Source organism: Mycolicibacterium neworleansense, from assembly GCF_001245615.1.
Classification (GTDB): Bacteria; Actinomycetota; Actinomycetes; order Mycobacteriales; family Mycobacteriaceae; genus Mycobacterium; species Mycobacterium neworleansense.
Map to the genome: position 1 here is coordinate 591,965 of NZ_CWKH01000001.1, position 14,426 is coordinate 606,390.

A 14,426-nucleotide genomic window follows, 5' to 3' on the forward strand; every position below is an offset into this window, starting at 1 on the left:
AGCCTCACGTCTGCCCACCCTGGGACAGAAGCGCGTCGCGCACGGCTGAACTGGTGTGCCGCTGCCACAGTGCCTGGGCCCCCACCAGCAATGGGGGTTCCAGTTCGGTGACCGTCACGCGGCCGTCCATGGCCGGACCAGGGACAGTGGTGACGAATGCGATCGCTCCGGTGGTGAGCGGGGCGGCGACGGTCGCCGCACCCTGGACCCGGCTGACGACATACTCGGGTTCGAATCCGGCCCGCCGGCACGCACCCATCAGAAAGTCGCTGTAGTACGAGGTCCCCGGGGGAGCCCATAGCGCGATGCGCTCACCGGCGAGCTCGTGAATGTCGACGACCGAGCGGCCGGCCAGCCGGTGTTCGCCGGGCATCGCCAGCCGCACCCGGTCGTAACCCAAGATGGCCGTGGCCAATTCGTTGGTGGGAACCACGCCTCGGCGCAGGCCCAGGTGCACGCTGCCGTCGAGCACCGCACCGGCAAGCTGATCGGGGTAGAGCTGACGGAAGGTGAAGGACGTGGCAGGGAAGGCGAGGATGGCCGGTTCGACGCGGGCGTAGGCTTCGCTACCGCTGAGTGCCGGGGTGTGGCCGACGACGAATACCTCAGCGGCACCTCCGGCAGTCTGTTCCACCCGTGCGGCCACGGTCTGTGCTGCTGCCAGCAGTGTTCGGCCCTCGCCCAGAAGAAACTCGCCCGCCCGCGTGAGTGTCAGGCCACGCCCCTCCCGCTGGAACAGCGTGGCGTTGAGATCTTTCTCGAATTGCTGCATGGAGCTGCTCAGGGCTTGTTGGCTAATGTGCAGCGCGGTGGCAGCGGCGGTAACGCTGCCGCATTCCGCTATCGCAACGAATTGACGTAAACGCCGTAGATCAGGGACTTTTGCTGACACACTCCTACTCTATCTACAACCAGACCTTGTGGATACTTCGGTTTTTTGCGTTATCTATCTGTGGACGACGAAACTACGCTGCTCACCATGAGCAAACTTGAAGGTAAGTCCGCAGTCGTTGCTGCTGGTGCGAAGAACCTTGGTGGCCTGATCAGCACCACGTTGGCCGCCAAGGGTGTCAACGTCGCTGTCCACTACAACAGCGCCTCCACCGAGGCCGATGCCGACAAGACCGTGGCTGCCGTGCAGGCCGCGGGCGTCAAGGCCGTCAAAGTGCAAGGCGACCTGACGGTTCCGGCCAACGTCGAGAAACTCTTCGACACGGCCGTCGACGCATTCGGCGGCGTCGACATCGCGATCAACACCGTGGGCAAGGTGTTGCGCAAGCCGTTCGTCGAAACCACTGAGGCCGAGTACGACTCGATGTTCGACATCAACGCCAAGGCGGCCTACTTCTTCCTGCAACAAGCGGGCAAGCGCCTGGCCGACAACGGCTCGGTGGTCACCATCGTGACCGCGCTGCTGGCGGCCTACACCGACGGCTACTCGACGTATGCGGGCTCGAAGAGCCCCGTCGAACACTTCACCCGGGCCGCCTCCAAGGAATTCGGCGTCCGCGGCATCAACGTCAACAACGTCGCCCCCGGCCCGATGGACACGCCGTTCTTCTATCCGCAGGAAACTCCGGAGCGGGTCGAGTTCCACAAGTCGCAGGCGATGGGCAACCGGCTGACCGAGATCACCGACATCGCGCCGCTGGTGGTGTTCCTCGCCGACGAGGGGCACTGGATCAACGGGCAGACCATCTTCGCCAACGGCGGTTACACCACCCGTTAGCGCGCTGAAGAGTTACAGCGGGATGTTCTTGTGGCGACCGCGCCGGTGCGGGGCCTCGGCCAGCGCCTGCGTCAGCTTGCTGCGGGTGTGGGCCGGATCGATTTTCTCGTCGACCACGCCGATCTCGATCGCGGAATCCACACCACCGGCGATCCGCTCGTGCTCCAGCGCGAGTTCCTCGTGCAGGGCCTCACGCTCGTGATCCGGGGCGGCGGCCAGCTTGCGCTTGTGCAGGATGCCGACGGCGGCCTTGGCGCCCATCACGGCGACCTCGGCGTCCGGCCAGGCGAAAACCTTGGTGGCGTTGAGCGAACGCGAGTTCATCGCGATGTAGGCGCCGCCGTAGATCTTGCGGGTCACCAGGGTCACGCGGGGGACCGAGGACTCACCGAAGGCGTGCAGCAGCTTGGCGCCGCGGCGCACCACGCCGCCCCACTCCTGGTCCACGCCGGGCAGGTAACCCGGGACGTCCACCACAACCACCAGCGGGATGCCGAACGCATCGCACAGCCGCACGAAACGAGCTGACTTCTCCGCGCTTTCGGAGTTCAGGCAGCCGCCGAGGCGCAGCGGGTTGTTGGCGATCACGCCGACCGTGCGACCGGCGAGCCGGCCCAGGCCGACCACGATCGACGGGGCCCACTTGGCCTGGAACTCCTCGAACGGCACACCCTCGTCGAGCAGTGCCTCCACGATCGGGTGCACGTCGTAGGCGCGACGGGCCGACTCGGGCATCAGCGCGGCCAGGTCGGTGTCGCCGGCCTCGGCCTTGCTGCGATCGAAATGACCCTGCTGGCTGAACAATCCGACGAGGCGACGGCCACGCTCGTAAGCGTCGAGCTCGTCATCGGCGACGATGTGGCACACACCCGACTTCTTGTGGTGGGCGTCGGGGCCGCCGAGCGACACCATGTCGACGTCCTCACCGGTGACGCTGCGCACCACGTCCGGACCGGTGACGAAGACCTTGCTGTCCGGGGCCATGATGATGACGTCGGTCAGGGCCGGGCCGTAAGCGGCACCGCCGGCGGCGAAGCCGACGACCACCGAGATCTGCGGGATGTAGCCCGACGCGCGGATCATGGCCTCGAAGACCAGGCCGACCGCATGCAGCGCCTTGACGCCCTCGGCCAGCCGGGCACCGCCCGAGTGCCAGATGCCCACGATGGGACTCTGCTCCTCGATCGCGGTGTCGTAGGCGTTGACGATGTGGGCACAGCCCTCGATGCCCATGGCACCGCCCATCACGGTGCCGTCGGTGCAGAACGCAACCGTACGAACACCGTTGACCGTGCCGGCGGCGGCCAGCACGCCGGAGCGGTCCCGCTCGTGCAGCAGCTCGACGCTGCCGTCGTCGAAGAACGTCTGCAGACGCAGCAGCGGGTCACGTGGATCGAGTGATTCGGCGGCTGCCTCGGGGGCCATGATCGTCATAAAGGTCTCCTTTAAGGGAAAGCGCTGGGTCGCCGTAGTTGTGGATTCTCAGTACTTTCCGAAGGCGAGCGCGACGTTGTGCCCACCGAATCCGAACGAATTGTTGATGGCGTACTTGTAGTCGCCTTGCCGCGGCTCACCGGCCACCACGTCCAGATCGATTTCCGGATCGAGGTTACGCAGGTTGAGCGTCGGAGGAATGACGCCGTCTTTGAGCGCCATGATCGTGAGGATGGACTCCACCGCACCGACCGCGCCGACCGAGTGGCCGAGCGCAGACTTGGGCGCGTAGACCGCGGGCGCGTGGCCGCCCATCGCATTGTTGATTGCTTTCCCCTCGGCCACATCGCCGACGCTGGTGCCGGTGGCGTGCGCGTTGATGTGATCGATGTCGGTGGGCTGCAGGCCTGCCAATTGGATGGCGCGGGTCATGGCATAGCCGGCCTGTTCGCCGTTGGGGTCCGGCGCCACGATGTGGTAGCCGTCGGAGGTGACGCTCGCACCCATCAGACGGCCCAGGATGTTGGCGCCGCGCGCCTTGGCGTGCTCCTCGGTCTCGATGACCATCAGGGCACCGGCCTCGCCGAACACGAAGCCGTTGCGATCCTTGTCGAAGGGCCGACAGGCACCTTGCGGATCGTCATTGCTGTTGGAGAGCACGATGCGCATCTGCGCGAAGCCGGCGATCGGCACGGCTTCGATCTTGGTTTCCACGCCACCGCAGATCGCGATGTCGGCCTCGCCCAGCACGATCTGACGCCAGGCGTTGGCGATGGCCTCGGAACCCGAGGCGCAGGCCGAGATCGAGGTACACACCCCGGCCTTGGCCTTGCGCTCGAGTCCGATGGCAGCTGCCGCGCCGTTGGGCATGTACATCTGCACCACCAGCGGCGACACGGCACGCAGACCTTTGGCCCGCATGCCGTCGTAGGCAAACACGAGTTCTTCGGTCGAACCCAGACCGGTGCCGATCGACACCATGAGACGGCGGGCATCGACCTCGGGGGAGCCGGCATTGGCCCACACCCGGCGGCCGATGACCGTCGACATCTTCTGCAAATATGACAGCCGGCGCAGTTCGACCCGCGTCAGCTCGGAGTCGAAATCCTCCAGGAGATGGCCGCCGATGCGAACCGGCAGGTCGTACTCCTCGACGAACGAGTCGGTGAGCTTCCGAATGCCGCTCTGACCGTCGAGCAGCTTCTTCCAGGTGTTCTCAGCATCGGTTGCCAGCGCCGTTGACATCGCTACGCCGGTGACAACCACATTGGGAAGACCATTCCCAGTGGACAATCCCGCCATATTTACGGAGTTCTTCCTTCCGTGCGTTCCCTCGGTGTTTACCTTCCGGGGTTACTTAAGGGACCGGTCTGCCAGGCCTCAGTACTTGCCGAAGGCCAGGGCCACATTGTGGCCGCCGAATCCGAACGAGTTGTTGATGGCGTACTTGTAGTCGCCATAACGAGGCTCGCCCGCAACCACATCGAGATCGATCTCAGGATCCGGTGTCTCGTAGTTGAGCGTCGGGGGGATGACCCCGTCACGCAACGCGAGCACCGTCAACACCGACTCCAGCGCACCGACCGCACCGATCGAGTGACCCAGAGCCGACTTCGGTGCGTACACCGCGGCGTTCTGGCATCCGGCAACCCGAATGGCATTGGCCTCGGCGGTGTCACCGATCGGGGTGGCCGTGCCGTGGGCATTGACATGGTCGATGTCCTTGGCGTCCAGCCCGGCGGTTTCCAGAGCCCGCTTCATCGCGGCACCGGCCCGTACGCCGTTGTCCGCCGGAGCCACCATGTGGAACGCATCCGAGGTGATACCGGCACCCATCAACCGAGCCAGCGGCTTGGCGCCACGGGCCAAGGCGTGCTCCTCGGTCTCGATGATCATCATCGCGCCGGCCTCGCCGAACACGAATCCGTCACGGTCCTTGTCAAACGGCCGAGACGCACCCGCGGGATCGTCGTTGCGGGTCGACATGGCGCGCATCATCGAGAACGCCGCGATCGGCAATGCCTCGATACCGCCCTCCACGCCGCCGACGACGGCGAAGTCCGCGTCACCCATCACGATCTGGCGCCAACCGTGGGCGATGGCCTCAGATCCCGACGAACACGCCGACACCGGGGTGATGACCCCGGCGCGGGCGCCGAGCTCAAGTCCGGCGACCGCGGCCGCACCGTTGGGCATGATCATCTGAACGGCGAGCGGGCTGACCTTGCGGATGCCGCCCTCGTTCATCGCGTCGTAGGTCTCGACGATCTTCTCGCCGCCGCCGAGGCCCGTGCCGATCACGACCGCGAAGCGATCGGGATCGACCTCGGGCGCACCGGCGTTCTTCCACAGCCGGCGGGCCAGCACCAGTGACATGCGCTGCACGTAGGAGTTACGGCGCAGCTCGATGCGGGTCAGATGACTGTCGATGTCGTCGACCAGGTGACCACCGATACGCACCGGAAGGTCCCACTTGGTGACGAAGTCGTCGGTCAACTCATGGATGCCGCTTTCTCCGGCCAGGAGGCCCTTCCACGTGCTCTCGATGTCAGCAGCGAGCGCCGTGGTGGCCTCCACGGCGGTCACCACGACGTTCGGGAAGCCTCCGTTAGCAGTGGAAGGTTTGCTCATTCCGAGCCAAACTTCTCGCGCAGGGCGGCGGCAGCCTCGGGGTTCTCTTCCTCGAGCTTCTGGATGTAGGACACGACGTCACCAACGGTGCGCAGGCCGGCCAGATCCTCATCGGGGATCTTCACGCCGTACTTGTCCTCGGTCTGAACCGCGATCTCCACCATCGACAGCGAGTCGATGTCCAGGTCGTCGACGAACGACTTCTCCGGGGTCACCTCAGACGGCTCGATGCCGGTGACCTCTTCGATGATCTCGGCGAGACCGGCGATGATTTCTTCCTGACTGGCGGCCACAATGGCTCCTTCTTGTTGTTGAAAGCGCCCTCCGGGTGCGGAGGACAATTCGGGACGTTCGGTTGTTCGATATTCAGTTGTCGCTGGACTCAGAGCTCGTCCAAGCCGTCCAGATCTGCGGGGGCCTTCACCGCACGCGTCGGTGTGCCCTTCAATTCACGTTTGGCGATGCCGACCAGGGTGCCTGCCGGCGGGAACTCGACGATCCCGGCGCGCTCGGCGCCGTCGAACCGGCTCCGCAGGGTGGCCGTGCACAGGTCCCAGCGCACCGGCTTGGTCAGCTGCGACACCAACTTCTCCATCGCATCGGCGGCCGAGGCGACCGGCTGACCGTCCGCATTCGACAGAAGTGTCGCCGTGGGCTCAGCGGTCGTTACAGACCCGGCGGCCGCGGCGTAACCGTCCAGCGCGGAAGCCATGTAGTGGGTGTGGAACGCGCCTGCGGTGGCCAGCTGGCGGACCCGTGCCTTGGCCGGCGGATCCTCGGCGAGCTTCTCCAGTGCGGCGATCGCGCCGGCAGCCACGATCTGGCCGGCGGCGTTGCGGTTGGCGGGGACCAGGTCCAGTGACTCCAGCCGGGCCAGCACCTCGGCCTCGTCGCCGCCGAGCACCGCCGACATCCCGGTCGGCTCGACGGCGCAGGCCTTGGCCATCTCGGCGCCGCGGGTGGCAGCCAGCTTGACCGCGTCGTCGGCGGTGATGACGCCGGCGATGGCGTATGCGGCGATCTCACCGACGGAATGGCCGGCGACGATGGTCTCGGCAGTCTCGGGGACGCCGCGCTTGGTCAGTTCCTCGTAGGCCAGCAGGGTGGCGGCCACCACCAGCGGTTGCGTCACCGCGGTGTCGGTGATCTCCTCGGCGGTGGCGGTGGTTCCCAGCCGCGCCAGATCCAGGCCGCTGATCTGCGACCACGTGGCGAGGCGATCAGCCGCACCGGGCAGCTCCAGCCAGGGGGAGAGCATGCCGGGCGTCTGCGATCCCTGTCCGGGAGCAAGCAATGCGAGCACGGGTTGAGGCACGTCATTAAGAGAACACTGTGAAGATGGTTTTGTGGGGTGTAAGAGATTATGAACCTTGTCTTATGTTTTTGTAGGTTCCCCACAAAAGTGCACGTGATGCGACTCTGCCTTCATCGGAGCGAAATATCTCACGGCCCCTCGGACGTCCCGCCGGCCTGATTCAGGCTCGTGGTCCGGCCGAAGGCACCGGGCGAATCGCCGGGATCACCATGGTTCCGGCATTTGACGTGCTCGGCTGGTATGCCTGTTTGCTCAATCTGCCGACGGTGGACGCAACGCGCAGCACATAGGCGTCCCTCGGCACGGCTGGATCGCGCCCGGTGAAGTCGCCGATCCGTTTCAGCCGGTAGCGCACCGTGTTTGGATGAACGAACAATTTGCGTGCACAAGCTTCTATGGCACCCCCGGAATCGAGGAAGGCGTCGAGCGTCTCGGTGAGTGCCGGGCCGGCATCGGCCAGGGGCCGCATGACCTCGGTCTCCAGTGCCGCAATCGCCGTGGTATCGCCCAGCAGGGCCCGCTCGGGCAACAGCTCGCGCGCCGACACCGGGCGGGGCGCACCGGGCCAGCCGGCGACCGCGTTCATCCCCGAGATCGCCTCGGTGGCGCTGCGATGCGCGGCAGTCAGGGTCGGGGACGTCGGCCCGACCACCACCGGACCTTCGGCGAACACCGACAGCAGGTCGACCAGGAACCGGTCGGTTGCTGACAGCGAGCCCGACACAATCGTCACGAGCCAGGTTCCGTGCACATCCGACAGCGCCGCCCGGTCGTTGCGCTTCACGACGTCGTGGATGTCGTCGCGGGCCAGATCCAGTCGGTCCGGACGCGGCAGGCCGACGATCACGGTGGCCGGCGCGGTGGCGTCCCAGTTCAGGGCCGCGGCCTGGGACTGCAGCTCGGGTCCGGTGTCGCCGCGCACGACGGCGTCGACGACGTTGGCCTCCATCCGCAGATCCCAGGCTCCGCGGGCCTCGGCCTGGTCGGCGTAGGCGCTGGCCGCCGCGAACGCCAGATCCCGGCTGTAGCGCAAGATGCCCGCGGTCAGCGCGTTGAGGTGCTCTTCGGACCGGGCCAGCAGCGGCACCACCTCTTCGAAGAACTCCATCGAGGTCCGCACCATCTCGACCGACTGGCGCAGCGCGATACGACGGCGCAGGTCCTGGGGCACCACCTCGAAGGCCTGGGCGGTATAGCTGACGTCGCTGGTCGGATCCCGCATCCACTCGACGAAGTTGACGACGGCGGTCTGAACCACCAGCTGCACGCTGGCCCGCTGCGACGCGTCGAGGTCGGAGAAGAAGTCCAGGCGTTCGGCCATGGCGTGCACGGCCTCGGTGGCCAGCCGGCCGGAATACTGCTTCAGCCGGCGCAGCACCGAGTCGGGCACGCTCTCCAAGACCTCGACGGTCGATTTCGGCGGCACGAACCGCTTGTCCGGCATCCCTAAAAGCTACGCCAATTTTCTGGTGGATTCCTCCAAGCGCCCACCGGCGGGCGGTCACCCTTTTATAAGAGCGACCGCCCGTTCGAAGAAATGTGGTCAGGCGCTTCCGGTGTCGACGTAGGACACCGCGGCGGCGAACACGTCGTCGATCTTGTACTGCTTGGCCGCCGCGACGGCCACCGACGGATCGATCTCGCCGTCGCGGGCCAGCCCCTGCAGCACCGCCACCACGACCGACTCGGCGTCGGTGTTGAAGAAGCGCCGCGCCGCCGGACGGGTGTCGGAGAAGCCGAAGCCGTCGGCGCCCAGCGTGATGTAGGTGCCCGGGACCCATGGCCGGATCTGCTCTGGCACCGCACGCATCCAGTCCGACACCGCCACCACCGGCCCGGCCGCGTCGGCCAGCGCGCTGGTCACGTGCGGCGTACGGGCGGGCTGGTCGGGATGGCGCAGCCGGTGCCGCTCGATCTCCACCCCCTCACGGTTGAGCTCGCCCCAGCTGGTCACCGACCACACGTCGGCGGCCACGTCCCATTCCTCGGCCAGCATGTCCGCCGCGCGCAGCGCCTCGGGCATCGACACTCCCGACGCCAGGATCTGGGCGGTGTTCGTACGCTTTTCGGCCGACCGCCGGTAGCGGTACATGCCGCGCAACAGGGCGTCGGTGTCCAGATCGGCCGGCTCGGCGGGCTGGACGTAGGGCTCGTTGTAGATGGTGATGTAGAAGAACACGTTCTCGGCGTGCTCGCCGTACATCCGCTGCAGTCCGCTCTCGATGATGTGCGCGATCTCGTACGCGAAGGCGGGGTCGTAGGTCACCGCGGCCGGGTTGGTCGACGCCAGCAGCAACGAATGGCCGTCGGCGTGCTGCAGGCCCTCACCGGTCAGCGTGGTGCGACCGGCGGTCGCCCCGAGCACGAATCCCTTGGCCATCTGATCTGCAGCTGCCCACAGTCCGTCGCCGGTGCGCTGGAACCCGAACATCGAATAGAAGATGTAGATCGGGATCATCGGTTCGTTGTGGGTGGAGTACGACGTGCCCACCGCGGTGAACGATGCCGTCGACCCGGCCTCGTTGATGCCCTCGTGCAGGATCTGACCGATCTCGGATTCCTTGTACGCCAGCATCAATGCCGAGTCCACCGACGTGTACAGCTGCCCGTTGCGGTTGTAGATCTTCAGGCTCGGGAACCACGAGTCCATACCGAAGGTGCGTGCCTCGTCCGGGATGATCGGTACCAGGCGCGGCCCGATGTTCTTGTCCCGCAACAGTTCCTTGAACGTGCGCACCGTCGCCATCGTGGTGGCCACGGCCTGGTTGCCTGACCCCTTCTTCAAAGCGGCATAGGCGTCGGACGCCGGCAGCGCCAACGGCGTGGTCTTGTTCCGTCGGGACGGCACGAACCCGCCCAGGGCGCGGCGACGGTCCAGCAGGTACCGGATCTCGGGGGTTTCCGGTCCCGGGTGGTAGTACGGCGGCAGGTACGGGTCCTGCTCGAGCTGCTCGTCGGTGATCGGCACCCGGGTGACGTCACGGAAATCCTTGAGGTCTTGCAGCGCAAGCTTTTTCATCTGGTGCGTGGCGTTGCGGCCCTCGAAGTGGCTGCCCAGCGTGTAGCCCTTGATGGTCTTGGCGAGGATGACCGTCGGCTGGCCCTTGTGCTCCATGGCGGCGCGGTAGGCGGCGTACACCTTGCGGTAGTCGTGACCGCCGCGCTTGAGATTCCAGATCTCCTGGTCGGTCATCGGCTGGACCAGGGCCTTGGTGCGCGGATCGCGGCCGAAGAAGTGATCGCGCACGTAGGCGCCGTCGTTGGCCTTGTACGTCTGGTAGTCGCCGTCGGGCGTCGTGTTCATCAGGTTGACCAGAGCACCGTCGCGGTCGGCGTGCAGCAGGGCGTCCCACTCGCGGCCCCAGACCACCTTGATGACGTTCCAGCCCGCGCCGCGGAAGAACGACTCCAGTTCCTGGATGATCTTGCCGTTGCCGCGCACCGGACCGTCCAGACGCTGCAGGTTGCAGTTCACCACGAAGGTCAGGTTGTCGAGCGCCTCGTTGGCGGCCACCTGGATCAGGCCGCGGCTCTCCGGCTCGTCCATCTCGCCGTCGCCGAGGAAGGCCCACACGTGCTGATCGCTGGTGTCCTTGATGCCGCGGTCATGCAGGTAGTGGTTGAACCGGGCCTGGTAGATCGCGTTCATCGGGCCCAGGCCCATCGACACCGTGGGGAACTCCCAGAAGTCGGGCATCAGGCGCGGGTGCGGGTAGGACGGCAGGCCGCCGCCCGGATGGCTGTGTTCCTGGCGGAAACCATCCAGTTGGTCGGTCGTCAGCCGGCCCTCGAGGAAGGCGCGCGCGTAGATGCCGGGGGAGGCGTGTCCCTGGATGAAAACCTGGTCGCCGCCGCCCGGGTGGGATTTGCCGCGGAAAAAGTGGTTGAACCCGACCTCATACAGCGAGGCCGACGACGCGTACGTCGAAATATGGCCGCCCACACCGACTCCCGGGCGCTGGGCACGGTGCACCATGATGGCCGCGTTCCACCGGATCCAGGCGCGGTAGCGTCGCTCGACGTCCTCGTCACCGGGGAACCAGGGCTCCAGCTCGGTGGGGATGGTGTTGACGTAGTCGGTCGAGGTGAGTGCCGGGATGGCGACGCGCTTCTCCCGCGAGCGTTCCAGCAGTCTCAGCATCAGATACCGGGCGCGTGCCGGACCGGATCGCTCCAGCAATTCGTCGAACGACTCCAGCCATTCCGCGGTCTCGTCGGTGTCGATGTCGGGAAGGTAGGAGGCAACTCCCTCACGGATGACCCGTACCCGGTCGGGTTCGGCTGCGGTAGAGGAGTTTTGGGCCAGATCCTGGCGCACGAACTCGGTGGTCAACTTCCGCTCCTTGTTAGGCGGTCACTACTGACAGTGCTTGTGGCACCTTCTATCGTCCACCTATCTTGCCGCCTCGATGCCGCTGGGGGTGGCGGTGCGTAAGTTACCCATCAGTTGCTTTGTGAACCGGTAACGTCTGCAGATCGTGCCGGTTGATGGGCGGTTTGGGGCAAAGGCGCGGATCGTCGCGTGCGCACTCGGTGGCGCCGCGGTGATCGCGATGGTCGTGGTGGGGTGTTCGGCTGTTACCGGCGGTACCGCACAGGTCGATTCGGCGGCTGCGCCCGAGTATCGGGCGTCGGTGAAGGCCTCGATCGAGGAGTCCTCGGCGAGCTCGGTGGCGCGTGAGTCCGAACGCCAGGCCTCGCTGACCACCCGCGCCGTGCACACCGTGTGCGAGGACCTCAGCACCTCCGCCGTCGACGCGGTGAACGCGGTCAACGGGTACGTCGAGGCGGTGAACAGCGGCGGGGACACCGCGGCCAAGGCCGGCCCCGCGATCGACGGGCTGAACCGCAGCGCCGATCTGGTCAGCTCGGGTCTGTCGGATGCGTTGTCACCGGATCTGCACGCCGCGCTGACCGAGTGGATCGACTCGGCGAGAGCCCTCGTCACCGCCATATCCGGCCATGTCGGCCCGGATCAGTTCAACGCGGCATCGAACCGATCGAACACCGCCCGAGAGAACGCACTGACCCGATGCGACAAGGCTTACTGACCGGCGGGCCGACAAACTCGCCCGCCAGACGCCCGCGCAAGTGCGTCGCCGTGCGACGATAGGTCGATACTCAGTCTTGAGACAGGCTCGAAGAAAGGTTAGGAGGACCGACGGTGGTCGCGGCGGCGGGGACGGACTCAGGCCCGAACTACGCCCACATCCTGGGGATCCACAAGGATCAGATCGTCCAGGAACTGGGTTGGGACGAGGATAGCGACGACGACATCCGGGCCGACATCGAGGAAGCGTGCGGTTCCGAGCTGCTCGATGAGGATTCGGACGAAGTCGTCGACGTCGTATTGCTCTGGTGGAGGGACGACGACGGGGATCTTGTCGACCGGCTCATGGACGCCATCACCCCACTCGCCGAGGACGGCGTGATCTGGGTGGTGACTCCCAAGACCGGTAAGGCTGGGCACGTGCTGCCCGCCGAGATCGCCGAATCGGCGCCGACGGCCGGTCTGATGCAGACCTCGTCGGCCAAATTGGGGGACTGGACGGCGAGCCGGTTGGTGCAGCCGAAATCGAAGGCCGCCGGAAAGCGGACCTGATGCTGGCCGTCGGTGCCCCGGCGCCCGATTTCACGCTCCGGGACCAGAACGGCAGGCCGATCACCCTCAGCGCGTACCGCGGTGCCAAGGACGTGCTGCTGGTGTTCTTCCCGTTGGCGTTCACCGGTGTGTGTGAAGGCGAACTCGGCGAGATTCGCGACAAGCTGCCGCAGTACGAGAACGACGACACCGCGACCCTGGCGATCTCGGTCGGTCCGCCTCCGACGCACAAGATCTGGTCCATCGAAAGCGGATTCACCTTCCCGGTGCTGGCCGATTTCTTTTAAACACATCTAGATGTGTAAAAGAGACAGCCCGCCGGCTGGCCGAGCTGCGGGCGGCGATGGCTACCGGGCTCGAGAGGCTCGGACTGGACGTGGTGGCCGGCGCGGCGCCATTTGTGCTGTTCACCGTGCCCGACGCGGAGCTGATGCGAAAACATCTGGAAAGCAAAGGCATTGCGGTACGGCGTTGCGATACGTTCGTGGGCCTGCCGGAGAATTACCTGCGTGCCGCGGTGCGGCCGGAATGGCCCGCACTGATCGACGCCATGACGGAGGTGCTGAAATGACCGCGCGAGGCGCCGGGGTGCCGTTGGCAGAGGTGATCGCCGCGCTGGACGCGGCGTACCCGCCGCACCTGGCCCACGACTGGGATTCGGTGGGTCTGGTGTGTGGGGATCCCGGCGAACCGGTCGAATCGGTGACGATCGCGGTGGACGCGACCGAGGCCGTGATCGAGGAGGTTCCCGAGCGCGGTCTGCTGCTCGCGCACCACCCGCTGCTGCTGCGCGGTGTGGACACCGTGGCGGCCGACACCGCCAAGGGCGCGCTGATCCACCGGCTGATCCGCACCGGGCGGGCCCTGTTCACCGCGCACACCAACGCCGATGCGGCCTCACCCGGCGTGTCCGACGCGCTGGCCGAGGCGCTGGGCCTGACCGTCGACGCGGTGCTGTCCCCGGCTGCGCCGGGCCCCGATCTGGACAAGTGGGTGGTGTTCGTACCGGCCGCGGACGCCACCACGGTGCGAGAGGCGCTGTTCGACGCCGGTGCCGGGCGCATCGGCGACTACTCGCACTGCAGTTGGAGTGTGGCCGGAACCGGGCAGTTCCTGCCGCACGCCGGCGCGGCCCCGGCCATCGGCGAGGTGGGCACCGTCGAGCAGGTGGCCGAGGACCGGGTGGAGGTGATCGCGCCCGCGCGGCTGCGTGCGGCCATCCTGTCCGCACTGCGCTCCGCACATCCGTATGAGGAACCGGCCTTCGACATCTTCGCGCTGGCACCGATCCCCGGTGAGGTCGGAATCGGCCGGATCGGCGAGCTGGACCGACCGGTTCGGTTGTCGGAGTTCGCTTCCCGGGTACGCGCCGCGCTTCCGGCCACCTCGTGGGGAGTGCGAACCTCAGGTGATCCCGACGCCATGGTGTCGCGGGTCGCGGTGTGCGGGGGAGCCGGCGATTCCCTGCTGGGCACGGTGGCCCGGGCCGGCGTAGAGGCTTACGTCACATCGGATTTGCGGCACCACCCGGCCGACGAGCACCGCCGGGCCTCACCGGTCGCGCTGATCGACGTGGCGCACTGGGCCACCGAATTCCCCTGGTGCGGCCAAGCTGCCGAAGTGCTGCGCGGGCAGTTCGGTGACGCCCTGAAGGTGCGGGTGTCGTCGGTACGCACCGACCCGTGGAACGTCGAGTGCTGATCGTTACCAACTAC

Annotated in this window: 12 protein-coding genes and 2 pseudogenes; 6 read left to right on the top strand and 8 right to left on the bottom strand. The window is 66.5% G+C overall.

Going from position 1 to position 14,426, the window contains the following annotated elements; translation table 11 throughout:
- Nucleotides 1-4: 4 nt before the first annotated feature.
- Nucleotides 5-892, bottom strand: coding sequence for a LysR family transcriptional regulator (locus BN2156_RS02735; protein ID WP_090509971.1), 888 nt, complete (start codon nucleotides 890-892; stop codon nucleotides 5-7).
- Between the two features lie 87 nt (nucleotides 893-979).
- On the opposite strand from BN2156_RS02735, the gene BN2156_RS02740 reads away from it, so the two are divergent.
- Entirely contained in the window at nucleotides 980-1,729 is a 750-nt protein-coding gene (locus BN2156_RS02740) for an SDR family oxidoreductase (RefSeq protein WP_090515384.1), read from the top strand.
- 12 nt (nucleotides 1,730-1,741) lie between these two features.
- On the opposite strand, the gene BN2156_RS02745 is transcribed toward BN2156_RS02740, so the two are convergent.
- The 7 genes from BN2156_RS02745 to aceE all read right to left on the bottom strand — a co-directional run bounded on the left by BN2156_RS02745 (nucleotide 1,742) and on the right by aceE (nucleotide 11,442).
- A complete protein-coding gene (locus tag BN2156_RS02745; protein ID WP_090509974.1) occupies nucleotides 1,742-3,163 on the bottom strand; it encodes an acyl-CoA carboxylase subunit beta in 1,422 nt (473 codons plus the stop codon).
- A gap of 48 nt (nucleotides 3,164-3,211) precedes the next feature.
- The gene (gene kasB, locus BN2156_RS02750) at nucleotides 3,212-4,465 is read right to left on the bottom strand and encodes a 3-oxoacyl-ACP synthase KasB (protein WP_090509977.1); all 1,254 of its coding nucleotides are present in this window, start codon (nucleotides 4,463-4,465) and stop codon (nucleotides 3,212-3,214) included.
- Nucleotides 4,466-4,543: 78 nt separating this feature from the next.
- Nucleotides 4,544-5,794 (bottom strand): 3-oxoacyl-ACP synthase KasA, encoded by a 1,251-nt coding sequence (kasA, locus tag BN2156_RS02755; protein WP_090509979.1) that lies wholly within the window; start codon nucleotides 5,792-5,794, stop codon nucleotides 4,544-4,546.
- Nucleotides 5,791-6,087 (bottom strand): meromycolate extension acyl carrier protein AcpM, encoded by a 297-nt coding sequence (acpM, locus tag BN2156_RS02760; RefSeq protein WP_003884427.1) that lies wholly within the window; start codon nucleotides 6,085-6,087, stop codon nucleotides 5,791-5,793. The genes kasA and acpM overlap by 4 nt, the downstream gene beginning before the upstream one ends.
- An 89-nt stretch (nucleotides 6,088-6,176) precedes the next feature.
- Complete coding sequence (locus BN2156_RS02765; RefSeq protein WP_090509981.1) at nucleotides 6,177-7,097, bottom strand: ACP S-malonyltransferase; 921 nt, start codon at nucleotides 7,095-7,097, stop codon at nucleotides 6,177-6,179.
- Between the two features lie 172 nt (nucleotides 7,098-7,269).
- Entirely contained in the window at nucleotides 7,270-8,553 is a 1,284-nt protein-coding gene (locus BN2156_RS02770; RefSeq protein WP_090509984.1) for a PucR family transcriptional regulator, read from the bottom strand.
- A 99-nt stretch (nucleotides 8,554-8,652) separates the two neighbouring features.
- Nucleotides 8,653-11,442, bottom strand: a complete 2,790-nt coding sequence (gene aceE, locus BN2156_RS02775; protein WP_090509985.1) for a pyruvate dehydrogenase (acetyl-transferring), homodimeric type — start codon at nucleotides 11,440-11,442, stop codon at nucleotides 8,653-8,655.
- 145 nt (nucleotides 11,443-11,587) lie between these two features.
- On the opposite strand from aceE, the gene BN2156_RS02780 reads away from it, so the two are divergent.
- The 5 genes and pseudogenes from BN2156_RS02780 to BN2156_RS02800 all read left to right on the top strand — a co-directional run bounded on the left by BN2156_RS02780 (nucleotide 11,588) and on the right by BN2156_RS02800 (nucleotide 14,412).
- Nucleotides 11,588-12,160 carry an Rv2240c family protein gene (locus BN2156_RS02780; protein WP_210436565.1) on the top strand — a complete coding sequence of 191 codons (573 nt, stop codon included), beginning with the start codon at nucleotides 11,588-11,590 and terminating at the stop codon, nucleotides 12,158-12,160.
- A gap of 113 nt (nucleotides 12,161-12,273) precedes the next feature.
- Complete coding sequence (locus tag BN2156_RS02785) at nucleotides 12,274-12,711, top strand: DUF3052 domain-containing protein (protein WP_090509988.1); 438 nt, start codon at nucleotides 12,274-12,276, stop codon at nucleotides 12,709-12,711.
- Nucleotides 12,711-12,995: pseudogene (locus tag BN2156_RS02790) on the top strand (redoxin domain-containing protein); the annotation flags it as partial. The gene BN2156_RS02785 and the pseudogene BN2156_RS02790, both read left to right, overlap by 1 nt.
- 20 nt (nucleotides 12,996-13,015) lie before the next feature.
- A pseudogene (locus BN2156_RS02795) lies at nucleotides 13,016-13,282 on the top strand (aminotransferase class I/II-fold pyridoxal phosphate-dependent enzyme); the annotation flags it as partial.
- Complete coding sequence (locus BN2156_RS02800) at nucleotides 13,279-14,412, top strand: Nif3-like dinuclear metal center hexameric protein (protein ID WP_090509990.1); 1,134 nt, start codon at nucleotides 13,279-13,281, stop codon at nucleotides 14,410-14,412. The pseudogene BN2156_RS02795 and the gene BN2156_RS02800, both read left to right, overlap by 4 nt.
- Nucleotides 14,413-14,426 lie beyond the last annotated feature (14 nt).